Annotated in this window: 23 protein-coding genes; 11 read left to right on the forward strand and 12 right to left on the reverse strand. The window is 71.0% G+C overall.

Annotated elements, in window-relative coordinates:
- The first annotated feature begins 80 nt into the window (after positions 1 to 80).
- Complete coding sequence (locus tag ACULK4_RS16660) at positions 81 to 1,115, forward strand: NAD-dependent epimerase/dehydratase family protein (RefSeq protein ID WP_445963508.1); 1,035 nt, start codon at positions 81 to 83, stop codon at positions 1,113 to 1,115.
- Positions 1,116 to 1,151: 36 nt separating this feature from the next.
- Here the strand turns inward: ACULK4_RS16660 and ACULK4_RS16665 are convergent, their stop codons facing one another.
- From ACULK4_RS16665 to ACULK4_RS16690, 6 genes are all read right to left on the reverse strand, one after another.
- A complete protein-coding gene (locus ACULK4_RS16665; RefSeq protein WP_445963509.1) occupies positions 1,152 to 2,987 on the reverse strand; it encodes an ABC transporter permease in 1,836 nt (611 codons plus the stop codon).
- Positions 2,988 to 3,041: 54 nt separating this feature from the next.
- Entirely contained in the window at positions 3,042 to 4,211 is a 1,170-nt protein-coding gene (locus tag ACULK4_RS16670; protein WP_445963510.1) for a hypothetical protein, read from the reverse strand.
- 54 nt (positions 4,212 to 4,265) lie between these two features.
- Positions 4,266 to 5,474: an ABC transporter ATP-binding protein gene (locus ACULK4_RS16675; protein ID WP_445963511.1), complete on the reverse strand. Its 1,209-nt coding sequence runs from the start codon at positions 5,472 to 5,474 to the stop codon at positions 4,266 to 4,268.
- 86 nt (positions 5,475 to 5,560) lie between these two features.
- Positions 5,561 to 7,093 carry a DHA2 family efflux MFS transporter permease subunit gene (locus ACULK4_RS16680; protein WP_445963512.1) on the reverse strand — a complete coding sequence of 511 codons (1,533 nt, stop codon included), beginning with the start codon at positions 7,091 to 7,093 and terminating at the stop codon, positions 5,561 to 5,563.
- 27 nt (positions 7,094 to 7,120) lie between these two features.
- Positions 7,121 to 8,725: an LVIVD repeat-containing protein gene (locus ACULK4_RS16685; protein ID WP_445963513.1), complete on the reverse strand. Its 1,605-nt coding sequence runs from the start codon at positions 8,723 to 8,725 to the stop codon at positions 7,121 to 7,123.
- A 135-nt stretch (positions 8,726 to 8,860) separates the two neighbouring features.
- Positions 8,861 to 9,829: a LysR substrate-binding domain-containing protein gene (locus tag ACULK4_RS16690; RefSeq protein WP_445963514.1), complete on the reverse strand. Its 969-nt coding sequence runs from the start codon at positions 9,827 to 9,829 to the stop codon at positions 8,861 to 8,863.
- A gap of 82 nt (positions 9,830 to 9,911) precedes the next feature.
- Between ACULK4_RS16690 and ACULK4_RS16695 the strand changes: the two genes are divergently transcribed.
- The 9 genes from ACULK4_RS16695 to kynU are packed head-to-tail and all read left to right on the forward strand — an operon-like array spanning position 9,912 to position 18,365.
- On the forward strand, positions 9,912 to 11,426 hold the full coding sequence (locus ACULK4_RS16695) for a 2-hydroxymuconic semialdehyde dehydrogenase (RefSeq protein ID WP_445963515.1): 1,515 nt from the start codon (positions 9,912 to 9,914) through the stop codon (positions 11,424 to 11,426).
- 11 nt (positions 11,427 to 11,437) lie between these two features.
- Entirely contained in the window at positions 11,438 to 12,259 is an 822-nt protein-coding gene (locus tag ACULK4_RS16700; RefSeq protein ID WP_445963516.1) for a 2-keto-4-pentenoate hydratase, read from the forward strand.
- On the forward strand, positions 12,256 to 13,197 hold the full coding sequence (locus ACULK4_RS16705; RefSeq protein ID WP_445963517.1) for an acetaldehyde dehydrogenase (acetylating): 942 nt from the start codon (positions 12,256 to 12,258) through the stop codon (positions 13,195 to 13,197). Before ACULK4_RS16700 ends, ACULK4_RS16705 begins: the two co-directional genes overlap by 4 nt.
- The gene (dmpG, locus tag ACULK4_RS16710; protein WP_445963518.1) at positions 13,194 to 14,243 is read left to right on the forward strand and encodes a 4-hydroxy-2-oxovalerate aldolase; all 1,050 of its coding nucleotides are present in this window, start codon (positions 13,194 to 13,196) and stop codon (positions 14,241 to 14,243) included. The genes ACULK4_RS16705 and dmpG overlap by 4 nt, the downstream gene beginning before the upstream one ends.
- A complete protein-coding gene (locus ACULK4_RS16715; RefSeq protein ID WP_445963519.1) occupies positions 14,240 to 15,091 on the forward strand; it encodes a 2-keto-4-pentenoate hydratase in 852 nt (283 codons plus the stop codon). Before dmpG ends, ACULK4_RS16715 begins: the two co-directional genes overlap by 4 nt.
- Positions 15,088 to 15,537 (forward strand): RidA family protein, encoded by a 450-nt coding sequence (locus ACULK4_RS16720; protein WP_445963520.1) that lies wholly within the window; start codon positions 15,088 to 15,090, stop codon positions 15,535 to 15,537. The genes ACULK4_RS16715 and ACULK4_RS16720 overlap by 4 nt, the downstream gene beginning before the upstream one ends.
- Positions 15,534 to 16,058: a 3-hydroxyanthranilate 3,4-dioxygenase gene (locus ACULK4_RS16725; protein WP_445963521.1), complete on the forward strand. Its 525-nt coding sequence runs from the start codon at positions 15,534 to 15,536 to the stop codon at positions 16,056 to 16,058. The genes ACULK4_RS16720 and ACULK4_RS16725 overlap by 4 nt, the downstream gene beginning before the upstream one ends.
- Before the next feature lie 5 nt (positions 16,059 to 16,063).
- The gene (locus ACULK4_RS16730; RefSeq protein ID WP_445963522.1) at positions 16,064 to 17,056 is read left to right on the forward strand and encodes an amidohydrolase family protein; all 993 of its coding nucleotides are present in this window, start codon (positions 16,064 to 16,066) and stop codon (positions 17,054 to 17,056) included.
- 34 nt (positions 17,057 to 17,090) lie between these two features.
- On the forward strand, positions 17,091 to 18,365 hold the full coding sequence (gene kynU, locus ACULK4_RS16735; RefSeq protein ID WP_445963523.1) for a kynureninase: 1,275 nt from the start codon (positions 17,091 to 17,093) through the stop codon (positions 18,363 to 18,365).
- 67 nt (positions 18,366 to 18,432) lie between these two features.
- Here the strand turns inward: kynU and ACULK4_RS16740 are convergent, their stop codons facing one another.
- Genes ACULK4_RS16740 through ACULK4_RS16765 form a run of 6 tightly spaced genes read right to left on the reverse strand, consistent with a single transcriptional unit; the run spans position 18,433 to position 23,297 of the window.
- Positions 18,433 to 18,780, reverse strand: coding sequence for a hypothetical protein (locus ACULK4_RS16740; RefSeq protein ID WP_445963524.1), 348 nt, complete (start codon positions 18,778 to 18,780; stop codon positions 18,433 to 18,435).
- A complete protein-coding gene (locus ACULK4_RS16745; RefSeq protein ID WP_445963525.1) occupies positions 18,777 to 19,619 on the reverse strand; it encodes a DODA-type extradiol aromatic ring-opening family dioxygenase in 843 nt (280 codons plus the stop codon). The genes ACULK4_RS16740 and ACULK4_RS16745 overlap by 4 nt, the downstream gene beginning before the upstream one ends.
- Before the next feature lie 7 nt (positions 19,620 to 19,626).
- Positions 19,627 to 20,490, reverse strand: coding sequence for an amidohydrolase family protein (locus ACULK4_RS16750; protein ID WP_445963526.1), 864 nt, complete (start codon positions 20,488 to 20,490; stop codon positions 19,627 to 19,629).
- Positions 20,487 to 21,710 (reverse strand): CaiB/BaiF CoA transferase family protein, encoded by a 1,224-nt coding sequence (locus tag ACULK4_RS16755; RefSeq protein WP_445963527.1) that lies wholly within the window; start codon positions 21,708 to 21,710, stop codon positions 20,487 to 20,489. The genes ACULK4_RS16750 and ACULK4_RS16755 overlap by 4 nt, the downstream gene beginning before the upstream one ends.
- On the reverse strand, positions 21,707 to 22,303 hold the full coding sequence (locus ACULK4_RS16760; RefSeq protein WP_445963528.1) for an OsmC family protein: 597 nt from the start codon (positions 22,301 to 22,303) through the stop codon (positions 21,707 to 21,709). Before ACULK4_RS16760 ends, ACULK4_RS16755 begins: the two co-directional genes overlap by 4 nt.
- The gene (locus ACULK4_RS16765) at positions 22,293 to 23,297 is read right to left on the reverse strand and encodes an alcohol dehydrogenase catalytic domain-containing protein (protein WP_445963529.1); all 1,005 of its coding nucleotides are present in this window, start codon (positions 23,295 to 23,297) and stop codon (positions 22,293 to 22,295) included. Before ACULK4_RS16765 ends, ACULK4_RS16760 begins: the two co-directional genes overlap by 11 nt.
- Before the next feature lie 223 nt (positions 23,298 to 23,520).
- Between ACULK4_RS16765 and ACULK4_RS16770 the strand changes: the two genes are divergently transcribed.
- Positions 23,521 to 24,606, forward strand: a complete 1,086-nt coding sequence (locus ACULK4_RS16770; RefSeq protein ID WP_445963530.1) for an ABC transporter substrate-binding protein — start codon at positions 23,521 to 23,523, stop codon at positions 24,604 to 24,606.
- Positions 24,607 to 24,776: the final 170 nt, after the last annotated feature.

Genomic DNA, 24,776 nt, shown 5'->3' on the forward strand with positions numbered 1-24,776 from the left:
CCGACCGCCGACCGCACGTCAACCCCGGTGCGGCCGGTCCGGCCGGGCCGTACCCTCGCCGGACACCGGAGGGGGCCGTCATGCGCATCGTCATCGTCGGAGCGACGGGCAACGTGGGATCGGCGACGCTGCGGCGTCTGCACGGATCAGGACACCAGCTCGTCGGCGTGGCGCGTCGGCGCCCGGACACTCGAACAGCGCCGTACACGGGGGTCGAGTGGCACGAGGTCGATGTGTCGCAGGCCACCGCCCCAGCGCGGCTCGCGCGGATCTTCACCGGTGCCGACGCGGTGCTGCACCTGGCGTGGGTGCTGCAGCCGAACCGGCGGGAACCGGTGATGCGGGCGACGAACCTCGGAGGGCACCGGCACGCGCTCGCGGCCGCCGCCGAGGCGGGCGTGACCCATGTGGTGGTCGTGACCTCCGTCGCGTCGTACAGTCCGGGTCCGAAGTCGACGCGCGTCGACGAGGACTGGCCCACGGGCGGGGTGCACACATCTCACTACAGCCGCCACAAGGCCGCGACCGAGCGGATGCTCGACGCGTTCGAGGCGGACCACCCCCAGGTTCGGCTGACGCGGGTCCGGCCCGGCTTCGTGTTCCAGCGGGATGCGTCATCCCAGCTCGCGCGTCTCTTCATCGGACGCCGCCGCCCCAGCCGATGGCTCGGTCGCGTGCACTTGCCCGTGCTGCCCGTGCCGAGGCGCGTGATCTCGCAGGCGGTGCACGCGGACGACCTCGCCGACGCGCTCGCCCGCATCATCGAGCAGCGCGCGGACGGGGCGTTCAACATCGCAGCCGAACCCGTGATCGATCCCGACCGGCTGCGTCGCGCGTTCCGGGCCCGCAGGGTGATCCCGGTGCGGTTCGAGCTCGCCCGCGCCGCGATGTGGTCGAGCTGGGCGCTCGGCCTGCAGGCCTCGGACCCCGGCTGGCTCGACATCGCCGTGAACGTGCCCGTGATGTCGACCCGGCGCGCCCGCGTCGAACTCGGCTGGGCGCCGCGTCACTGGTCGACCGACGCGCTCCGCGAGGTGCTCGAGGGGATCGCCGAGGGCGCGCACGTGACGGCCTCGCCGCCGCTGTCGCCGTCCTCCCCGCCGTCGGTCCGATAGGGGCACGTCGGATCGCTTCGCGTCCGCCCGCACTGCTCAGCGCCGCGGCCGCACGAACTCGTCCTGCACCGAGACCGAGAGCGTGTCCGGTGCATCCTCGGGGACCGCTGCGAGTTCGGGGAGCGATCCGACGCCGATGCTCGGGTCTCGACGCTTCGCACGACCGATGGCGCGCAGCGACACCGCCCATTGCAGGCCGTAGCCGATCAGGAAGACCAGCAGCGTGAAGATCAGCGCCATCGCCGCGCCCTGGTCCGGAGCGTAGAGCTGGGCCGATCTCGGGTTGATCATCGCGTACATGTAGACCGACAGCGGCCGGGACTCCGGCGTCGCGAGGAAGGCCGGGAGCGTGAACTCGTTCGTCCCCAGGATGAACACCTGGATCCACACGGCGAACACCGTCGGCATGAGGAGCGGCGCCACGATTCGCCGGAACCCCTCCATCTGGCTGGCACCGCTGACCTGTGCTGCTTCCTCCAGCTCCTTCCGGATCTGCAGCGTCGCGCTGTAGCCGGCGCGGTAGGCGATCGAGACCCGATACGAGTAGGCGATGATGAGGGCGAAGATGGTCCCCGCCAGCGGGATGACCGGGTTGATCACCATGAAGGTCAGGAACATCGCGAAGCCCGCGATGACCGTCGGGATGGCCACGGAGGACGACGCGAACAGGTCCATGCTCTTGGTCCAGATCGTCGACCGGCTCCGGGCGATGCCGTAGGCGAGCACCGTCGCCGCCACGCTCGCGATGGTGGCGCTGCCGCCGGCGATGACCAGCGTGCGTCCGAGGGAGGCCCAGAACTCCCCGTCGCCGAGGACTTCGCCGAAGGCGGAGAAGTGCGTCTGCTCCACGAGCGCCGGGAAGGAGAAGGCGATCGGGAACGGCGTGATGGCCGCCCAGAACAGGGCGAAGAGCGGCAGGATCGCGGTGAGGAGCACGAAGACGGCGATCGCGGCGAGCACCGGGATGCGCCACGGCCCGAGCTTCATGGTCGTCGGGCGGAATCCCTTGCCGGACACGGACGCCCGCCGCTCGGCATCCCGGGTCGCCCGGAGGTAGACCACGAACGCGATCGTCGTGATCACCAGGAACACGCAGCCCCATGCGGCGGCGAGCCCGTACTGAGGCAGTTCACCCGCGTCGGCGCTGATGAGCGTCCAGAGCTTCAGGGCGAAGATCGACTGGCCGGACTGCTGTCCGAAGAGCAGCGGGATCTCGAGGCTGCCGAGCCCGAGGATGAAGGTCAGGACGGTCACGCCCAGCAGCCCGGGCCACAGCATCGGAAGGGTGACGCGCCGGAGCGTCTTCGCCCAGGACGCCCCCGAGACCCGGGCCGACTCCTCGAGGGAGCCGTCCATGTTCGTCAGGATCGGCACGATCATCAGGTACGGGAAGGTCACGTTCGTGAGCGACTGGATCACGATCATCGTCGAGAACGCGTACGGGTCGATCGTCACCCCCTCCATGCCGGGCACGGCGTGGAGCAGCTGGTTGAGCACGCCCGACTGGGGCGAGAGCATCAGCAGGTACGCCTGCGCCTTGACGATCGGCGGGATGATGAACGGCACGATCACGAGCACGGAGATCACCCGTCGGAACGGGGCGTCCGTGCGCACCGTCACCCAGGCGAGCCCGAATGCGATCACCAGCGAGAGCACGGTGGAGCCGCCCACGAATGCCGCGGTCGAGCCGAGCACCGCCCAGAAGTCCTCTCGGAGCTCCCACAGGGTCGCGAAGTTGTCGACCGACCATTTCGCCGACGAGACGCCGAACGGCAGGAACGGACCACGGAAGGCCGTGATGACCTGCACCACCAGCGGGATCGCGAGGAGGAGGACGATCACCGTCCCGGCGACGACCGTCGCGACCTTCATCGCCGTCGGACGAGTCCGCGCGGCTTTCGTGGTCCGTCCTGCCTGGAACATCGACTAGCCGTTCAGGGCTTCGTCGGCGGCGGTGATCATGGCGATCCACTCGTCGCGGGTGTCGACCGTCTCGGTGCCCGATCCGTTCTCGAGTCCCTGCAGCAGCGCATCCGCGTTGGTCTTCATGAGGCCGGTCGCCTGCTCGAAGAGCGAGGACGGCAGGCCCGCGTACGGGACCTGGGTCGTGGAGAACTGCTCGTCCGTCATCCTGAGTTCCAGCCACTCGGGATCGAAGGCGTTCCAGAGCGACCAGAGCATGGCGCCGGACGGGTTCTTCGCGTCGGTGTTCACGCCCGAGAACTGCGCGAACACGCCGGAGTGCTCGAACGGCGCGACCGCGAGGCTGGGGTTCGGGTTGAACAGCGTCTGGTTCAGCGCGACCGGCACGTCGCCGCTCGACAGCGGCGAGTTCTGGTCCTCGAGCACGACGAGGTTGCCCGACGACTTCAACTCGTCGATGAGGTCGACCATGGCCTCTTCGCCCTCGGCCATGCCGTACCCGGAGAAGACGATGGGGTTGTAGTTCGCGATGGAGACCTTCCCGCCGTACTCGGGGCCGAGGAGGCCCTCGAGCGACTCCGGCACCTCGACCTCGTCGCGGTTGTACTGCATCAGCGAGCCGTTGATGCTGTCGGGCAGCATCTCGGGGGCGCCGATCGTGAGGAACTCCTCGGGAACGCCGAAGTCCGTCCAGTCGACCTCCGCCCAGTACCCCTCGTCGGTCATCGCGGCCGCGGAGACGAGTGATCCGGACAGGACGTCGGTGTTGCGCGAGCCGGTCGCCTTGGCCGAGATGACGGCCGAGGAGAGGTTGTAGGTGAGGCCGCGTGTCTCGATCGTCAGGTCGGGGTAGCGCTCGTTGAACTGTGCGATGACCTCCGGGGAGAGTTCGTACCAGTCCCAGATCACGAGACGGCCGCCGTCGGTCTCCTTGGCCGTCTCGTAGAGCGCGTCCATCTGGCGGTCGATCTCGGGCCAGAAGTCCTCGTAGAAGTTCTCGCATCGGGTGATCATCCCCAGCTCGACGGCGTCGCAGGCGGCGCCCTGGGCGGCGTCGCCCTCGGGGCCGGCCGCGGCCGGCACGCCGGCCTGGGTCGAACTGCAGGAGCTGAGCAGCAGCATTCCTGCTGCGGCGAGGGCGATGGGTACTCCGCGTACCGTGCGTGCGTTCATGATCCGGATGTCCTCTCTGACGTGGATCTGTCTCTTCTGGGGGTGGGGTGGTGGCTAGGCGGCCAGCACACGGCAGGCGTGCGGCGCGAGTTCGACGTGGATGGCGCTCCCCGTGGCCGGCGCGTTCATGGGAGCTCCTCGGGCGACGAGGCGGCCGACCGTCGTCTGCCCGCTCAGGATCTCGGCCTCGTACTCGACGATCTCGCCGAGGAACTCCACCCGCACCACGCGAGCGGGCAGGACGTTCGGGCGATCGGGTGCGACCTCGTGCCAACGGACGCTCTCGGGACGGAAGGTGATCGTGACGTCCTCACCCGTTCCCGCGCCCTCGGGACATGGGGTGGTCAGGCGAGCGCCGTACGCATCGACGACCGCGTCGCCGTTCGCGTCCCGGCCGCGGACGACGGCCGGGATCATGTTGACCCGGCCGACGAAGTCGGCGACGAACCGGTCCGCCGGCTGGAAGTACAGCTCGCGGGGCGTCGCCTCCTGGACGATGCGCCCCTGGTTCATCACCGCGACGCGGTCTGACATCGACAGCGCCTCGGACTGGTCGTGCGTGACGTAGAGCGCCGTGATCCCGAGGCGCTGCTGGAGGCTGCGAAGCTCGTTGCGCATGGTGTCCCGCAGCTTCGCATCGAGGTTGCTGAGCGGCTCGTCGAGGAGGAGCAGCCGGGGCCGGTGCGCGAGCGCACGGGCGAGCGCGAGGCGCTGCTGCTGGCCGCCGGACAGAGCCGTGGCCGGCCGGTCGGCGAACCCGTCGAGCTGGACGAGCTCGAGCGCCTCCATCGCGCGCTTCCGGGCCTCCTTCTTCGGCAGCCTTCCGGATGCCACCTGCAGTGGGAAGACGGCGTTGGCGAACACCGACATGTGAGGCCAGATCGCGTAGTTCTGGAAGACCATCCCCACATCGCGCTTGTCCGGCGAGACGTGCTGGGTCCCCGTCGAGAGCACGCGACCGTCGAGGGTGATCCGCCCGCCGTTGCTCGTCTCCAGGCCGGCGACGCACCGGAGCGTCGTCGTCTTGCCGCACCCGGACGGCCCGAGCAGCGAGTAGAACATCCCCGGCTCGATGGTGAAGGTGACGCCCTTGACGACCGGCACCTCGCCGCCGTCGAGCTCGTAGTGCTTCTCGAGGCCGTCCACGACGAGGCGACCGCCGCCGAGGAGCGGCTCGGCGCCGGGCCCCGACTCGGCGGTGCCGGTCGTCGCGGAGCCGTTCGGCCGCGCCGCCTGTCGGCTGTGCTGGTATGACGTTGTCATCGACGGTCCTCCTTGGACGCATTTTGTATTCTGGATCCCGTTTCGGGTCCGAATGCGGGTAAGCGAAGCACGGACTCGGGCCGACGCTAGGGAGCCGGGAGGGATCGGGCGGGCAGGCGGTCTGTGTCAGGGAGCGGGCCGCTCGCCTGCTCCGCCCGCCACTCCACGGTGACCTGCGGCTTGGCGAAGAACAGGACGGCGACCGCGCAGAGCCCGAACGCGGCCACCGCGAGCCACAGGGACTGCGACATCGACGCCGTGAACCCCTCTGCGAGCAACGGAGGGAGCCCGGCGGCCGACCCGCCGTCGGCGCGCCGGACCGCCTCCGCATCGAACCCCGGCAGCTCGGCCGCGAGGCGCGCGGTCATCAGCGCGGCGATGGCCGCCGAACCGAGGACGGAACCGATCTGCCGGGTCATCGTGTACACGCCGGAACCGGCCCCCGCGCGCGCCGGCGGCAGGTTCCGCGTCGCCGTCGAGGCGAGCGGAGCGAACACGCCCGACATGCCGAGCCCGAGCAGCGCCGAGGGCGGCAGCAGCAGCCAGAGCGCGACATCCGGGGTCATCAGCAGGATGTACCAGCCGAGGGCCAGCGCCACCGTCGCGAGCCCGGCGAACGCGATCCACTTCGGGTCGACCCGGTCGCCGAGCCTGCCGACGAACGGGGCCAGGACCCCGGACACCACCGCCATCGGCACGAGCATGAGCGCCCCCTCGGTCGGGGTGAGGCCGCGAGCGACCTGGAAGTAGAACGCGAGCGGCAATGGCATCGCCACGAGGCCGAGGCCGACGAAGGTGATCGCGACGTTGGACAGCGCGAAGTTGCGGTCGCGGAACAGGGAGAGCGGCAGCAGGGGCTCCACCCGGTTCACCGCCTGCCAGGCGACGAACGCGGCCAGCGTCAGGATGCCCGCGATGATCAGTCCCCACACCGTGATCGGACCGACGATGGTGCCCCAGCCGAACGTCTGGCCCTCCTGGATGCCGAAGACGACGAGGAACATGCCGACCGCGCTGAGCACCACGCCGAGCCAGTCGAAGCGGTGCGCGTGCGTCTCGAGCCTCGGCACGAACCGCCAGGCGAGCAGGAACGCCGCGATGCCGAACGGCACGTTCACGAGGAACACCCACTGCCACCCGAGGGCGTCGACGAGGACGCCGCCGAGGATCGGTCCCACGAGCATCGCGACGCCGGCGACCGCGCCCCAGAGCCCCATCGCCGCACCGCGCCGGTTCGGCGGGAAGACGCGTGCGATGACCGCCATCGTCTGCGGCGTCATGAGCGCGGCGCCGAGTCCCTGCACCGCCCTCGCCGCGATGAGCATGCCGATGTCGCCCGAGACGCCGCACCAGAGCGAGGCGAGCGTGAAGACCACCAGGCCGACGAGGTAGACGCGCTTCGGCCCGAAGCGATCGCCGAGGCGGCCGGTGATCAGCAGCGGCACGGCGTAGGCGAGCAGGTAGGCGCTCGTCACCCAGATGACCGCCGTGAGGTCGGCATCGAGGTCGCGCAGGATCGCCGGGTTGGCGATCGTGACGATGGTGGTGTCGACGAGGATCATGAAGAACCCCATGACGAGGGCCCACAGGGCGGGCCACGGTCTGGCGATCCGGTCCATGTTCGTCCTTCGAGCTCGTCGTGTCGATCAGTCCGCGGCCGGGATCCCGACGACCGGCTCCCCGAGGAGCGGGGTCGAGACCGCGTAGATGCCGTGGTTCGCGAACACCCAGATCAGGTTGCGGTCCCACTCCACGAAGATGCCGTGGACCGGCGCCGCGAGGTCGTCGTCGTCCTCGAGCCCCATCGGCGGCACGAAGTACGCGCCGACCTCGGGGTTCTCCGGGTCCCGGACATCGAAGACCTGGAGCCCCGCGGCGTAGAACGCGTACGGGATGACTCCGCCGTGCGGCGTGCCCGTGTTGATGAAGTAGCCCGACCGCTTCGGCCCGAACGAGCCGCGTCGCTGCGCCCAGTCGGTGAACGGCGCCTCCGCGGGCGGCGTCGGGCGAGGCAGCGTCCGGACCACCCTCGGCTGCGTGGGGTCGCTCACGTCGACCTGGTAGATCTCCTTCGCCGGCTCGTAGCAGTCCGTGTTCATCGGGTAGCCCGAGACGTAGACGTACCCGGTCTCCTCGACCTGGGTGGTGTCGACGTTGTCGCCCTCGGTGCCGGCGACGCTGACCGGGAGATCGCACCATCCGATGTGGTGGATGTTCGCCGGATCCGACACGTCGAGCACGAAGAAGCCCTGGCCGCCCTGCGCGGCGTAGCCGTACCGCCATCCGGATTCCACGGACCGCGGCATGAAGATGCCCATGCGGGAGCCGAACCACGAGGTCTTGTTGTTCCAGCGCGGGTTCTCCGCGAGGTACGGCGAATCCGTCTCCTCGCCGACGCGCGTGCCGGGCACCCACCACGTCGAGAGGTGGACCGGATGGGCGGGATCGGACACGTCGTACGCGGCGTGACCGGCGGCCCAGAGCGTCGTCCGGTAGGGCTGGTTGGTGAACGTGTTGTCCGGCGCGGTCGCGACGAAGAGGTAGCGGTCGCCGTAGTACACGGGGAGGTCCAGGACGCCGTTGCCCTCCTGGACCTCGTCCGGTCCGTGGTTCGGGTCGGTCGAGACCTCGGTGAGCAGCTTCCAGTCGCGGGGGGTCGGGCCGTTCACCTCGAACACCCGGAATCCCCGCAGGCCCTCCCACTCGAGGAGCTGGCCCTCGACGGTCGGGTCGACCCACTTGTTGGCGACGCGACCCTGGAGGAAGTAGCGCGGGGTCTCGTTGGCCTGGATCGCGATGTGCTTCCCGAGCCGCTCGTTCCACTGGATGGTCACGGCGCCGAAGCTCGGGCCGCTCCACGGCAGCGTCTCCTCGGCGATGACGACGAGGTCGCGCGGGTCGGTGATGTCGTACACGTTCCAGCGGTTCCCGCCGCCGTAGTGGAGCATGTAGCGCCGGTCGTCCCAGTCGTAGATCGCCTGCCAGGTGTGGCTCGTGTTGACCACGATGGGGTAGAAGGCCTCCGCCGTCGCGTTCAGGCTGTAGGTCGCAGGGTCGCGATACGGGAGCTGACCGGGCCAGTCGATGAACACGTCACGGGGCACGGACGGCGTGGACGCGGGCGGAAGGAACGACCCGTCCGGCTGCATCCCCCAGCTCCCGGGCTCGGGGTCGGCCGGTTCGCCGTCGACGCGCTCGAAGTCCTCGGGGTGGTACTTCTTCGCTTCGGGAACGTACGGAGAGCCGGCCATTTCGCCTCCAGGATCGGCAGGGGTGAGAGCTGAGATCGGCGACCACCCGGTGGGGCGTCGTCCCTCTCAGCGTCACGATGCCGACCGATGCTGTCCAATATCTATCCGGCTCGGAGCCATGACCGTTTGGACATATCAGGTCTGCGGGCGCGGCTCCGTCTCCGCGTACTCGAGTTCGAGCTCGGCGAGCCGGCCTCCCTGCTCGCGCAGGTGCGCGAGGAGCGCGGCGGCAGCCGGGGAGGGCGCGCGATCCTTCGGCACGGTGACCCCGACCGACCGCCGGATCGAACTCAGCGGGGTGGGGAGGATGCGCAGGTCCCGATCGTCGACGGCGATGAACATCGGCAGGGCGGCGATGACGTCGGTCGAGACGAGGAGGTTGCGCAGGGTCAGCATCGAGGTGCACTCGACGCGATCCGCAGGGAGGGGCAGGCCCTCGTGGAAGAAGACCGCCTCGAGCTCGGCTCGCAGGGCGGTCTGCGCCACGGGGAAGATCCACGGGTAGGCGATCAGCGACGCGAGCGACGTCGCCCGCGTGCCGCCGAGCACCGGATGCCCGGCGCGGGCCACCAGGCGGATCGGCTCCTGGTGCAGGCGCTCCTGCTCGAGCCGCGCGGGGACGGTGGGCGAGAGCCTGCCGACCGTGAAGTCGAGATCGCCCGCGAGCAGCCACTGCTGCAGCGCGTCGGGCGTCCCCTCCCGAACGACCACCGTGAGCCGCGGGTGCTCGGCCTTGAGTGCGGCGATCGCGCGCGGCAGCAGCAGGTTGGAGCCGGCGAGGTGCGTGCCGACCGTGACCGTGCCGAGCTGGCCGGACTGCATCAGCCGCACCTCCTCTCCGGCGGCGCGCAGCTCCGCGAGCACCGACCGGGCGCGCTCGATGAAGGAGTGGCCGTAGGGCGTGGGCACGACTCCGCGCGGCATCCGCTCGAACAGCGGCACGCCGAGGACCTCCTCGACCTCGCGCAGGCCGCGGCTCACGACCGGCTGGGTGACGTGCAGCGATTCGGCGGCGCGTACGAGCGTGCCTTCGTCGGCGATGGCGGTGACGAGGACCAGGTGCCGGATCTTGAGCCGGCCGTCCAGCAGGTGATCGGTGGCCATGCCGCGAACTATAGCCGTACGGGTATGGCAGCGCATCAAGTGGGTATTTGTCGGCATCCTTGGACCTTCCTAGCCTGAGGCCATGCCCACCCAGACCACGCCGTCGACGGCGACGAGCCACAGCCCGGTGCCGGGCCGGACCGCGCGCACGATCCGGAACCTCATCGGCGGCGTCCCCGTCGACGGCGTCCGCACGTTCGACAAGTTCGACCCGGTCGACGGCTCGCTCGTCGCCCGCGTGCACGAGGCGGGCCCGGAGCAGGTCGACCTCGCCGTGGCCGCGGCTCGCGCCGCATTCGACGGGCCCTGGGGCCGGACGAGCGTCGCCGAGCGCGCCCGGGTGCTGCGCCGGATCGCCGACGCGGTCGAGCGGCACGCCGAGGAGCTCGTCGCGGCTGAGGTCGGCGACACCGGCAAGCCCGAGACCCTCGCGCGCGACCTCGACGTCGCCCGGGCCGCCGCGAACTTCCGCTCCTTCGCCGACACGGTGTCCGCCGCCGGCCTCGACTCCTTCCTCACCGAACTCCCCGACGGCCGGAACGCGCTCAACTACGCGGTGCGCAAGCCGCTCGGCGTCGTCGCCGTCATCGTGCCCTGGAACCTGCCCCTCCTCCTGCTGACGTGGAAGCTCGCCCCGGCGCTCGCGGCCGGCAACACCGTGATCGTGAAGCCCTCCGAGGAGACGCCCTCGTCGGCAGCGTTGCTCGCCGAGATCCTCTCCGAGGCGGGGGTGCCCGACGGCGTCGTCAACGTCGTGCACGGGTTCGGCGTCGGCTCCGCCGGGGAGGCGCTCACGCGGCATCCGGGCATCGACGGCGTCACCTTCACCGGCGAGACGTCGACCGGCTCGGCCATCATGCGCGCCGTCTCGCCACGGGTGCGCCCCGTCTCCTTCGAGCTCGGCGGCAAGAACGCCGCCGTGGTCTTCGCCGATGCCGACCTCGAGCTGGCGATCGCCGGGCTCGCCCGTTCGACGTTCCTCAACACCGGTCAGGTGTGCCTCTGCACCGAGCGCATCTACATCGAGCGCTCGGTCTTCGACGATGTTGCCGCGGCGCTCTCCGAGCAGGCCCGGCGCCTGCGCCTCGGCCGGCCGCAGGATGCCGCCACGACCACCGGGCCGCTGATCTCCCAAGCCCATCGCCAGAAGGTGCGCTCCTACCTCGACCTCGCGCTCGAGGAGGGCGCCACGGTGCTGGCCGGCGGCGGCGTCCCGAGCCTCGGCGGCGAGCTGGACGGAGGGTCCTGGATCGAGCCGACGCTGTGGACCGGGCTCGACAACTCGCACCGCACCGTACGTGAGGAGATCTTCGGCCCCGTCGCCGCACTGATCCCCTTCGACACCGAGGAGGAGGCGATCGCGCTGGCGAACGACACCGACTACGGCCTCGCCGCCGTCACGTGGACCTCCGACCTCACGCGCGGCCATCGCGTCGCGCAGCAGATGCGCGTGGGGATGTCCTGGGTCAACACCTGGTACCTCCGAGACCTGCGCAGCCCGTTCGGCGGCGTCGGCCTCTCGGGCATCGGCAGGGAGGGCGGGCGCCACTCGCTCGAGTTCTACACCGAGCCCACGAATGTGTGCGTGCAGCTGTGAGCGCCGAGCGGATGGCACAGCTCGATCCGGTGCACGCTGCCGAGGCGCGTCTTCGCGCGGCCTCCTGCGTGCACATCGCGTGCGCTCCGGTGCGCGACCTCATCGGGGAGGACGACCAGGACGCCGCCTATGCCGTGCAGGCACTCGGCATCGCGCGGCGCCTCACGGAGGGGCGGCGCGTCGTCGGCCGCAAGATCGGCCTCACCTCGCCCGCGGTGCAGGCGCAGTTCGGCGTGCACGCGCCGGACTACGGGGTGCTGCTCGACGACATGGTCCTCGCCGACCGCGAACCGCTCGATCTCGCCCGGTTCCTCCAGCCCCGCGTCGAGGCCGAGGTCGCGTTCGTGCTCGGACGGGACCTGGACTCCCCCACGACGCACGTCGCCGACGTCCTCCGCGCCACCGAGTTCGTGCTCCCCGCGATCGAGGTCGTCGACTCGCGGATCGCCGGCTGGGACATCCGCATCACCGACACGATCGCCGACAACGCCTCGAGCGGGGCGGTCGTGCTCGGCACGACCCCGCGCCGGCTCGACGGACTGGACCTCGCCGGTGTCGGCATGCGCCTCGATCGCGACGGCGCGCCGATCTCGACAGGCTCGGGCGCCGCGTGCCTCGGCAGCCCGGTCACCGCGGTCGCGTGGCTCGCACGGGCGGTGGCCCGGCGCGGCCGGCCGCTCCGTGCGGGCGAGGTCGTGCTGTCGGGGGCCCTCGGTCCGATGGTCGCGGGCGAGGCCGGCGTGTACCACGCGCGGCTCGAGGGCCTCGGCGAGGTCCGGGCCGATCTCGTCGGCGCCGCGGAGCACGTCCTGGCGCTCGGGGGTGCGGCATGAGCGCCGGCGTCGCCATCATCGGCTCGGGCAACATCGGCACCGACCTCATGATGAAGGTCAGGCGGCTCTCGGAGACGCTGCACGTCGCCGCGATGGCCGGCATCGATGCCGACTCGGACGGCCTGGCCAGGGCTCGGCGCCTCGGCGTGGCCACGACGCACGAGGGCGTCGGCGGGCTCGTCCGGATGCCCGAGTTCGCGGACGTCGAGCTCGTGTTCGACGCCACTTCGGCGGCCGCCCACCTCCGCAACGACCGGGTGATCCGCGAGCACGGCCGCATCATGGTCGACCTGACACCGGCCGCGATCGGCCCGTACGTGATCCCGGTCGTCAACCTCGGAGAGCACCTCGGGGCGACCAACGTCAACCTCGTCACCTGCGGCGGCCAGGCCACCGTGCCGATGGTGGCCGCCGTCTCCCGGGTGGCGCCCGTCGCGTACGCCGAGATCGTCGCGTCGATCGCATCCAGGTCGGCGGGTCCCGGCACGCGTGCGAACATCGACGAGTTCACGCAGACCACCGCGCGGGCCATCGAGGTGATCGGCGGCGCCGGACGCGGCAAGGCGATCATCGTGCTCAACCCCGCCGAACCGCCGCTCATCATGCGCGACACGGTCTTCTGCCTCGTCGAGGGCGAGCCCGGGGTCGACTTCGAGGAGGCCGCGGTGCGCAGGTCCGTCGCGGCGATGGTCGCCGAGGTCCAGGGCTACGTCGGCGGCTACCGCCTCAAGCAGGAGGTGCAGTTCGATGCGGTGGACGAGGCGTACGTGCCGGCACTCGGGCGGCCGTTCCACGGCACGCGGATCACGATCCTCCTCGAGGTCGCTGGCGCCGGCCACTACCTTCCCGAGTACGCCGGCAACCTCGACATCATGACGTCGGCGGCACTGCGCACCGCCGAGCGACTCGTCGCCGAACGGACGGGGGCGATCGCATGACCGCCACGGCACGCCGCGTCTACGTGCAGGATGTCACCCTCCGGGACGGCATGCACGCCGTCGCCCACCGCTACTCGCTCGCCGAGGTCCGCCGGATCGCATCCGCCCTCGACGCCGCGGGCGTCGACGCGATCGAGGTCGCGCACGGCGACGGCCTCGGCGGTTCCAGCGTGGCCTACGGTCATGGCGCGAACACGGACGGGCACTGGATCGAGGCGGCCGCCTCGGTGCTCGACCGCGCCCGGCTGACCACGCTGATCCTGCCCGGGATCGGCACGATCGACGACCTCGCGAGGGCCCGCGACCTCGGCGTGCGGAGCGTTCGAGTCGCCACCCACTGCACCGAGGCCGACGTGGCCGCCCAGCACATCGGCTGGGCGCGCGAGCACGGCATGGACGTCTCGGGATTCCTGATGATGAGCCACATGAACGATCCGCGAGGTCTCGCCGAGCAGGCGAAGCTGATGGAGTCGTACGGCGCGCACTGCGTGTACGTCACCGACTCGGGCGGCCGGCTCACGATGCGCGATGTCGCGGAGCGCATCGACGCGTACCGCGAGGTGCTCGGTCCGGCCACCGAGATCGGCATCCACGCCCACGAGAACCTCTCACTCAGCGTCGCGAACAGCGTGACGGCCGTCGAGCACGGCGCGGACCGCGTGGACGCCTCGCTCGCCGGGCAGGGCGCCGGCGCCGGCAACACCCCGATCGAGGCGTTCATCGCCGTCGCCGACCTGCTCGGCTGGCAGCACGGATGCGACCTCTTCTCCCTGCAGGATGCTGCAGAGGAGCTCGTCCGGCCGCTGCAGCGACGTCCGGTGCGCGTCGATCGCGAGACCCTGACGCTGGGGTTCGCGGGCGTCTACTCGAGCTTCCTGCTGCACGCCGAGCGGGCCGCAGCGCATCATGGGCTCGACGCGCGCGACATCCTCGTCGAGCTGGGACGTCGGAGGATGGTGGGCGGCCAGGAGGACATGATCGTCGACGTCGCCCTCGACCTCGTCGCCGCCGGCCGGGCGGCCACCGGAGCGGAGGGGGACGAATGAGCACGAACCCGGAAACCGGTGCGCCGAGCGTCGACCGCGGCACCGTGGACCAGTACGCCGTCACTGCCGGTGCCGCCGCGCTCGACCAGGCCCAGCGCACCGCCGCGCCGATCGCCCGACGCGCGCCGGGTACGTCACCCGGTCTCGACGCCGCGTACGCGACCCAGCACGCGCTCATCGCTCGCCGCACCGCCCGCGGCGAGCGCGTCGTCGGCCTGAAGCTCGGATTCACGAGCCGAGCGAAGGCGCAGCAGATGGGCGTCGACGACGTCATCATGGGATCGCTCACCGACGCGATGCGCATCGACGACGGCGGTCGCTACGACGCCGGTTCGGCCATCCATCCGCGTGTCGAGCCCGAGGTCGCCTACCTGCTCGGCCCGGCACCCGACACGGAACGCGGCGTCGATCGCGGTCCTGCCGTCGCGATCGCGGCTGTGGCGCCGGCGCTCGAGGTGATCGACTCGCGCTACCGCGACTTCCGCTTCAGCCTCGACGACGTCGTCGCCGACAACGCCTCGGCCGCCGCGTTCGCCATCGGGCAGTGGCGCAGCCCCGTGGAGTCCGGTCCACTCGACAACCGGGCCGTGTCGCTCGAGTTCGACGGCCGCCTCGTCGAGGCCGGTTCGACGGCCGCGATCCTCGGCGACCCCGCACGGGCGATCGCGGCGGCTCGGCGACTTGCCGGGCAGCACGGCTTCGCGCTCCATGCGGGCATGGTGCTGCTCGCCGGTGCGGCGACGGTCGCGGTGCCCCTGCCCCGGCGGGGCCTCGTCAAGGCCGAGGTCGCGGGTCTCGGCCGGGTCTCGCTGCACGTCCGCGCCGAATCCGAGGAGGAGCAGGAATGACCGAGGCGCGATCCATCCTCGTCACCGGCAAGGCGACGCCGAGGGGCCGGTTCCCGCACGCCAGGGTCGCCGGCGACCTCGTCTACGTGTCGGGAACCTCGAGCCGTCGGCCGGACAACACCATCGCGGGCGCCGAGGCCGACGAGTTCGGCACGACCCGGCTCGACATCGCGGTGCAGACCCGCGCGGTCCTCGAGAACCTGCGCGAGATCCTGGCCGAGGCCGGATGCCGCCTCGACGACCTCGTGCAGGCGACGAGCTACCTCGTCGACATGAACGACTTCGCCGGCTACAACGCCGTCTGGGCGGAGTACTTCGACGAGACCGGGCCCGCGCGCACCACCGTCGCGGTGCACGCCCTTCCCCACCCGCACCTGCGCATCGAGATCCAGGCGATCGCGAAACGTCCCGACCCGACCACCACCGAACTCCAGGAGGAGAAATGAACACCATGCCACCCGTCATCGACTTCGCCGCGTGGATCGAGGAGCACGAGCACCTGCTGAAGCCGCCGGTCAACAACAAGCAGGCGTGGGAGCCCATCGGCGACTTCATCGTGCAGGTCGTCGGTGGGCCGAACCAGCGCACCGACTACCACTTCGACCCCTACGAGGAGTGGTTCTACCAGTACCGCGGCAACATGCACGTCAACGTCATGACGGAGGACGGCCCGCAGCGCATCGACATCAGGGAGGGCGAGATGTGGCTGCTGCCCGGCAACGTCTACCACTCCCCCCAGCGTCCGGAGCCCGGTTCGATCGGCATCGTCATCGAACGTATCCGCGAGGAGGGCACGCTCGAGAAGTTCGCGTGGTTCTGCCCGAACTGCGACACGAAGGTTCACGAGGTGGAGCTGCAGGTCCGCGACATCGTCGAGGACCTGCCGCCCGTGTTCCGCGAGTTCTACGAGAGCGAGGACGGCCGCACCTGCCCGAACTGCGGCACGGTCCACCCCGGCAAGGGCTGACCCGAGTGGGCACGATCGACGTCCACACGCACTACGTGCCGAGCGCCTGGCCCGACCTGTCGACGCGGGTCGGGCCGGGGGTCTGGCCGTCGTTGCGGGTCGACTCGGAACACGACGCGGTGATCATGCTCGGCACGACCGAGTTCCGGCGCATCGGCGCCGACTGCTGGGATGCCGCGGCCCGTCTGGCCGACATGGACGCCGAGGACGTGGACATCCAGGTCGTCTCCCCCACACCGGTCTTCTTCTCCTACGACAAGTCGGGCGGTGAGGCGGTGAAGGTCGCGCGGATCTTCAACGACCTGGCCCTGGAGATCTGCGAACCGGCCCGAGGCCGACTGCTGCCGTTCGCCCAGGTGCCACTGCAGGATCCCGACGCCGCCTGCGCCGAAGTCGACCGTGCCGTGGCATCCGGACACGTCGGCGTCGAGATCGGCAACCACGTCGGTGACCGCGACCTCGATCACGAGGGCGTCGTCATGTTCCTGCAGCACTGCGCCGATCGCGGCATCCCCGTCTTCGTGCACCCGTGGGACATGGCCGGCTCCCCACGACTGGACCGCTGGATGGGGCGCTGGCTCACCGGCATGCCCGCCGAGACCCACCTCTCGATCATCGCGATGATCCTCGGGGGCGTCTTCGATCGCGTTCCCCCGACGCTGCGGATCGCGTTCGCGCACGGAGGCGGCTCGTTCGCGTTCTGGCTGGGCCGCTTCGAGAACGCCTGGCATCGACGACCCGACCTGATCGGGGTGAGCGAGCAGCCGCCCTCGGGGTATCTCGACCGTTTCAGCGTCGACTCGGTCGTCTTCGACCCGACCGCCCTCCGCGTGCTCGTCGACACCCTCGGCGCCCGGCAGGTGATGGTCGGCAGCGACTACCCGTATCCGCTCGGCGAACGTCCGGTCGGTGCGGTCGTGGAACGGGCCGACTTCCTCACCGACGCCGACCGGGCACTGATCCGACACGGCAACGCGCGCCGCTTCCTGGCGATCTGACCCCCACCCCGCCCGCACCGAAGGCAGCACCCCGATGAGCACCGAGACCTCCGTCACCCCCTCGCTCGACCGCGCGATGTGCGCCGAGCTCGACGCCGCCGATCCCCTGGCGTCGTTCCGCGACCGCTTCGCGTTGCCGGAGGGGGTGATCTACCTCGACGGCAACTCCCTCGGCGCGCTGCCGAAGGACACGGCCGCCCACGTCCAGCGGGTGATCACCGAGGAGTGGGGCGACGGTCTCATCCGCAGCTGGAACGACGCCGGCTGGTTCGCGAAGCCGGTCGCGCTCGGCGACCGGCTCGCCCCGCTGATCGGCGCCGCGCCAGGCGAGGTCGTGCTCGGCGACTCGACGTCGGCGAGCCTGTTCCAGACGGCGGTGGCGGCCGTGCGGCTGCGTCCCGGGCGGCGGGTCGTGGTCTCCGAGCGAGGCAACTTCCCGACCGATCTGTACATGCTCGAGGCCGTGCAGGAGCTCCTCGGCGGCGGCGAGCCGCTCGAGCGCCGCCTCATCCACGACGACGGCCCGACGCTGGACGACGTGCTCGACGACGACGTCGCCGTGGTCGTGCTCACCCACGTCGACTACCGAACCGGCCGCATGCGCGACCTCGCCGAGGTCACCCGTCAGGTGCAGGCGGTGGGCGCCCTGATGCTGTGGGACCTGTGCCACAGCGTGGGGGCGGTGCCGGTCGACCTGAACGCCGCCGGCGCCGACTTCGCGATCGGCTGCACCTACAAGTACCTCAACGGCGGCCCGGGAGCGCCGTCCTTCATCTGGGTCGCCGAGCGGCACCACGCCGCCGCGCGGCCCGCACTCACCGGATGGCACGGCCACGCGCGCCCGTTCGACTTCGAACTCGGGTACGCCCCGGCCGAGGGGATCACCCGGTTCCGCGTGGGCACTCCGCAGCTTCTGTCGGTCGCGGCGCTCGAGGCGAGCCTCGACATCTGGAGCGAGGTCGACCTCGACGCGATCCGCGAGAAGAGCCTGCGGCTGACCGAGCTGTTCATCTCGCTCGTCGACGCCCGACTCGCGCCCTGGGGGATCGGGGTCGCCAGCCCGCGTCAGTCGGCCAGGCGCGGCAGCCAGGTCGCCCTTCGCGTCGACGACGGGTTCGCGGTGATGCAGGCGCTCATCGAGCGCGGCGTGATCGGCGACTTCCGGGCGCCCGACCTCATGCGCTTCGGTTTCGCGCCGCTCTACGTCTCGCACACCGATGTGTGGGATGCCGTTGCGAACCTCGAGGACATCCTCTCGACCGAGGTCTGGCGCGAGGCGCGGTTCGCCCGCCGCGGCGCCGTCACCTGACGTCCGGCGCGGTCGCTCGCCTGAGGTCCCGCGCGGATCCTCGCCGCGTTCGCGGTCGGCCCGACCCTCAGGGGATGTAGTCGACGTGCCCGTGGGGCGCGACATCCGCCCGGTACCGCTCGACGAGGTCGCGCCAGCCGAATCCGTCTCCGAACTCGTGCGTGTGCGCGGCCTCGATGAAGTGCCACAGCAGGTACGGGTGCGCACCGAGCGCGTACAGCGCCTCGTGGTCGACGGCCGCGAACGCGTCGCGCTCCTCCGGGGTGAGCGCGCGGTCGTCGGTCGGCCGGTCGGGGCCGCCGGCACCCGAGAGCCAGGCGTCGACGAATGCCGGCGGGTCGGCGACGTACCGGGCGACGTCGGCGTCGCTCATCTCGACGGCGCGCATGAACTTGTCGAGCATGTACTTGCTCATGCCGGGTCCCTCCACATGAAGAACGGGCTCGAGGCGAACCGGGACTCGGTCGCCTCGGCGAGGTCAGCGGGTCGTCCGCCCATCGCGGCGAGCGCCGTGATGACGTTCACGTACTGGTAGGTGACGTTGCCGGCCGCCATGATCCGGTCGAAGCGGCATCCTGCGATCGCGGCGTCGAGGTCGCCGTCCCGCATCCAGCCGACGGCCTCGGCGTCGAACTCTGGATCGGGCGACCCGGCGAACTGCTTCGGCCCGCCGACATCCGTCGCCATGTGCCCCGAGGTGATCAGGGCGACGCGCGCGTCGGAGTCCCAGGCTGCGATCGTCTCCCGCAGGTGCTCGCCGAGCACGGCGAAGCGGCGCGGCGAGGGCAGCGGCGGCAGCGTCGCGTTGGTGTGGATCGGCACGATCGGCAGGTCGAGCTCGGGCCGCAGGTACTGCAGCGGGATCACGAAGCCGTGGTCGAGCCGCCACTCGTGGCTCACCGAGAAGTCGATCGCCTCGGGCAGCAGCTCGCGTCCCGCGATCCGTTCGGCGAGCTCGGGGTGGCCGGTGAGCTCGACGTACTCCATGCCGAACGTGCGCACCTCGTTCTCGTACGTGCCGTGATACTGCGCGGCCTTGCCGACGACGAACGCGGGGGCGTGGTCGAAGAAGAACTGACGGATGTGGTCGGTGCCGACCACGACGAGCACGTCGATGCCGAGGTCGCGGATCTCGTCGCGGATGCGCGCGAAGTTGCCGGCGACGCCGACGAGATCGTCGGGCATCGGGTCGCGCATGGCGCGCCAGAGGAGGGGGTTGTGCGGGGTCGCGGTCGCAAGCACGAGCTTCGCCATGGTCGCCTCAGATCCCGAAGAGCCCGCGGGCGTTGTCGAGCAGGATCTTGCGCCGCGACTCGTCCTTGAACGGCAGCTCGGCGAATTCGTCCATCCACCGGTCGGCGGTCATCACGGGCCAGTCGGAACCGAACAGCACGCGGTCGGTGATGAGCGAATCGGCGTAGCGCACGACCTCGGGCGGCAGGTACTTCGGCGCCCATCCCGAGAGATCGAGGTAGACGTTCGACTTGTGCCAGACCATGGCGAGGTTCTCGAGGTGCCACGGCCAGGCGGGGTGGGCGCTGATGATCTTGAGCTCGGGGAACTCGGCGGCGACGTCGTCGATGTACGGCACCGGCTTGGCGTTCTCGAGGCGGTATCCGCCGCCGCCCGGCGTCCCGGCGCCGGCGCCGGGGAAGCCCGAGTGGAACATCACCACGAGCCCGAGCTCGGCGCACACCTCCCAGATCGGGAAGAACCGCCGGTCGTTCGCGAGGAACTTCTGTCTCGACGGGTTGAGCTCGCCGACGCCCTTGATGCCGTACTCGGCGTGCATGCGTCGGATCTCGGCGACGGCCGCCTCGCCCTTCCACGGGTCGATGCCGGCGAACGCGAGGAACACGTCGGGGTGATCGGCCTGGGCCTTCCCGAGCAGGTCGTTGGGCGCGCCCGGGATACCGGAGGTGGTCTCCGAGTCGGAGTTGACGATGACGGCCATCATGCGCCGGTCGCGGTACTGGTCGGCCTGTTCGGCGAACGAGACGACCGGCCGCTCGCGCCCGAAGTGCTTCGCCATCTGCTGGTGCCGCTTGCCCATCGCGGCGAGGAACTCCTCGGTCTGCGGGTGGGTGTGCACGTCGATCGCGACGAGGTCGTCGGTGCGGCTCATGCGCGGGTCCCTTCGGGTGCGGTGGTCGTGGCGGGCTCGGTGACGGATGCCGCGGCGCGGGCGAGCACGTCGCCGTCGCCCTCCCCCAGCCGCGGTGCGGCCCGCAGCGCCGGTCGTCCGCTGACGTGGAACCGGGTGCTCGGGGCCGGCACGCGCAGCGGCGTGCCGTCGTGGCCGATGATCTCCTCGACGAGGCCCATCGAGGCGACCTGCGGGTCGTCGAACAGGTCGGCGACCGTGTTGAGCGGGCCGTGGGGGATGTCGTGGGCGGCGAGCCGTTCGAGCCAGTGCTGCCGCGGCATGCGCTCGGTGACGGCCTTGAGCTCGGCGTCGAGGTCGTCGTAGTTGCGCACGCGGGCCTCGCGGGTGGCGAACCGGGGATCGTCGGCCAGGTCGGGGCGCTCGAGCACGTCGAGCAGCCCGGTCCAGAACTTCTCGGGCACCGACATGTGGATGACGAAGGCCTTCCCGTCGGAGCCGGCGCAGGCGTAGGCCTGGGCGCGGCGCGGTCGCGAGTCGGGTCCGGCGACCTGACCGGTCTCGAGGTAGGTCGACGCGGCCTCGGTGAGGAAGTCGATCAGCGAGCCGACCATCGACACGTCGATGTGCTCGCCGTGTCCGCGCGCCTCGCGGGCGTGCAGGGCGGCGAGGATCGCCTGCGTCGCGGACATGCCCGAGAGCAGATCGGAGAACGCCGGCCCGAGCGGGCGCAGCGTCTCGGCGGGCACGACCTGGCTGTACATCGCGCCGACCGCCGAGATCACGGTGTCGTAGGCGGGGCGGGCAGCGTAGGGGCCCGCGGGTCCGAACCCGGTGATCGAGCAGGTGATCAGATGCGGGTTGACCTCGTGCAACGCGTCGGGCCCGAAGCCGAGACGGGTGGCGACGCCGGGCCGGAAGTTCTCGATGAGCACGTCGGCCTCGCGCGCGAGGTCGAGCAGCGCCGCGAGCCCATCGGCGGTCTTGAGGTCGAGCCGCACGGCGCGCTTGCCGCGGTTGTAGGCGGCGAACTGCGGACTCATCGCGCCGTGACCCTCCCAGCGGCGCATGGGGTCGCCGTCGGGCGCCTCCACCTTGACGACCTCGGCGCCGAGGTCGGCGAGCAGCTTCGCGGCGTACGGTCCGGAGATGTACTGGCCGAGCTCGACGACGCGGATGCCCGCGAGTGGGCCGTCCGCTCCGTGCTGGGGGGTTCCGGATGGCGCGGGATGGGGGCTCATCGGGTCTGCTCCTCTCGGTGCTCGTTCCTGAGGTCGTCGGGCCTGGTGTCGAGCACGGTCCAGCCGCGCTGCACGAGTACGAGGTGCAGCGGGACGGCCTTCGACACGAGCGAGGTGGTCGGGCATCGACGGGCGGCCTCGCGCACGAGCGCGATCGCGCGCTCCGGGTCGGTGTCGTCGTCGATGCGCACCTCGACGACGAACCAGAGCGGGTGCGCGGGCGCGCCGTCGACGAGGTGCTCGCCGCGCAGGTCGAGGCACGTGCGCACCTCGGTCTCGAGCGAGCGCACCGCGACATCCGCTGCCGCCCACGTCTTGGCGCACCAGCCGAGCATGCAGAACGCGATCGAGCTGAGCAGGTATCGCATGGGGCTCGGCGCCGAGTCGTGTCCGCCGCGTTCGGCGGACTCGTCGGACCGGAACGCGTAGCGGGTGCCGTACTGCTCGAACTCCGAGATCGAGGCGACGTCGCCCTCGAGCCGGGCGGCGACCCAGGGTCGCATGCGAGCGGATGCCGCGTCGGTACGCGTGCGGTCGGCGATGCGCTGCAGCGAGGCGCGCAGGCGAGGCCGGTCGATCAGGTCAGCGGACATCGATGATCACCTTGCCGGGGGTCGTGGGGAACTCGCGGTACGCGCGTCGCACGTCCTCGAGCGGATAGCGTGCGCCGATGCGCGGGCGGACGGCGCCCTCGCGCACGAGGTCGAGTGCCCGGCGCACCTGGTCGAGGTCGGCGCTCGCGACGCCGACGAGCCGCTTGCGTCCGAGGTAGAAGTCGCGCGCGTCGATCTCGAGGCGCGTGTCGACGGATGCCGCGCAGAACGCCGCGCGCCCGCCCCAGGCGAGCGCGGCGATCGCCTGGCCGAGGAGCGCCGCGCTGCCGCTCACGTCGACGACCGCGTCGAATCGCTCGTCCGCGTCGAGGGCCCCGGCGAGGTCTGCGGCCGGTCCGGTGACCACGACACGCACGTCCTCGGGTGCATCGGCGAGCGGATGCCGCGTCGCGGCGGTCACGTCGGCGCCGAGGTGCACGCCGAGCTCGATCGCGGCGCGACCGAGCGTGCCGCCCGCGCCGGTGACGAGGAGCCGATCGCCCGCGCGGACGCCCGCGGCGTCGACGGCGTTGAGCACGATCGGCAGGCTGTGGACCGCGGCGGTCGCGGTCGCCGCGTCGAGGCCGGAGCGGTCGAAGGCGACCACGGCGGGCACGACGACGAATTCGGCGGCGCCGCCGTCGCGGTGCACGCCGACGACGGTCTGCGACGGGCAGGTGGATTCGCGACCCGCGCGGCACGCGTCGCAGCGGCCGCAGGGCACGTTGGGCTTGACGACGACGGGTTCGCCGATGCGCGAGCGGTCGACACCCACGCCGACGTCCACGATCACGCCCGCGGGGTCGATGCCGAGCACACGTGGCAGTTTCGCCGCGGCGCCGGGACCGTTGCCGGCGATCACGTTGAGGTCGAGCTGGTTGACCGCGACGGTCTCGACGCGGATGAGCGCCTCGCCCGGGCCGGGCTCGGGCGCGGCGACACGTGCGACGTCGAGTCCGTCGAGGCCGTGGGCCTGGAGGAGGGCTGCACGCACTGGTTCGCCTTTCCGGTCGCGCGGCATCCGTGCCGCTTTGGATACCGTATCCAAAAGTCCACGCATTCGTCCAGACCCGGCGTCCGAGTTCATCGTCCCCCGAAGTGGGATCCGAGAAAACCATGGACAGGCACGCACGGATTGGATACGGTATCCAGCAATTCGCGAGACGCTCCTCTCCGCGGGACGCCGACCGCGAGTCACCCGCCAAGAATGGAGAGTCATGCGCAGATCCATCCCACGCTCCGGCCTCGCAGCGGCCGCCGGGCTGGCAGTGTTCGCACTGCTGACCGGCTGCGCCGCGGGCGACCCCGCAGCGGGCAGCGACAGCGAACCCGTCGAGATCGCCGACGGCGAGCCCGGCGAGCCCGAGGACACCGACATCACGGTGGCCATCCCCTTCCCCGACATCACCATGTACTCGATGTACGTGCTCGCGACCGACCTCGGCTACTACGAGGAGGAGGGCCTCACCGTCGAGGTCATCACCGCCGACAACGTCACCGCGGCGGTGGCATCCGGCAGCGCGGATGTCGGCGTCGAGTCGACCGGCACGGTCATCGAGGCGATCCGCGGCGGCGTCGACGTCGACCTGCTCTCCGGGCACTACTGCCGGCAGAACTTCGACTTCGCCGTCCAGCCCGACATCGAGTCCGTCGAGGACCTCGAGGGCACCGCGATCGTGCTCGCCGGTACGCCCGGCGACCCGGCCGAGTTCCAGCGCGCCCGCGTGCTCGCGGAGGAGGGCTGGGACCTCGAGGGCGTGAACGTCGAGATCGTCTATCCCGGCCCCGGTTCGGAGTCGTGGACCGAGTTCTTCGTGAACGACCGGATCACCCTGCAGCCGTTCTACGGCGACGACCGGCCTGCGCTCGAGGAGGCCGGGGCGGAGTTCCCGGTCGAGGCGCTCCGCAACTGGGCCAACGACGTCATGGTCGCCGGCAGCGGCTACGTGGAGGAGAACCCGAACACGCTCGTGCGGTTCCTGCGGGCGACGCTGAAGGCGGTCGACTTCCAGACCGCCCCGGCGCCGGGCGAGTTCCCCGAGAACGCCGACGAGGTGCTCGACATCTACGAGGCGAACGACTTCGACGTCGAGGCGCTCCGCGGCTCCGACAGCCCGTGGGTGCTCGACGGCCACCTCGCGTGCCAGAACCTCTACTTCGGTACGGAGGCATGGGACACCACGGTCGAAACGCAGTCCCTCGAGCCGATCGAGTTCGACGAGTCGCAGCTCGTCTACCTCGAGAAGGCGCAGGAACTCCTCGGCCTCGACAACGCCGGCCCGGAGACGCTCCCCTACCCCTGATGCCCTGGTCCCCCAGGTGCCCTGGTTCGGCACCACGACGGGCCCCCGCCGCAGCGCATGACGGCGGGGGCCCGTCGCGTGTTCGCGGATCGGGTTGGTTGACGTCCGTGCAGTCGACGAGCATCATGGTCCCATCCGCACGGACGGTCGAGCGGAAGTCGTCGCCCGTG

The sequence above is a fragment of the Agromyces selenitireducens genome, from assembly GCF_052748465.2.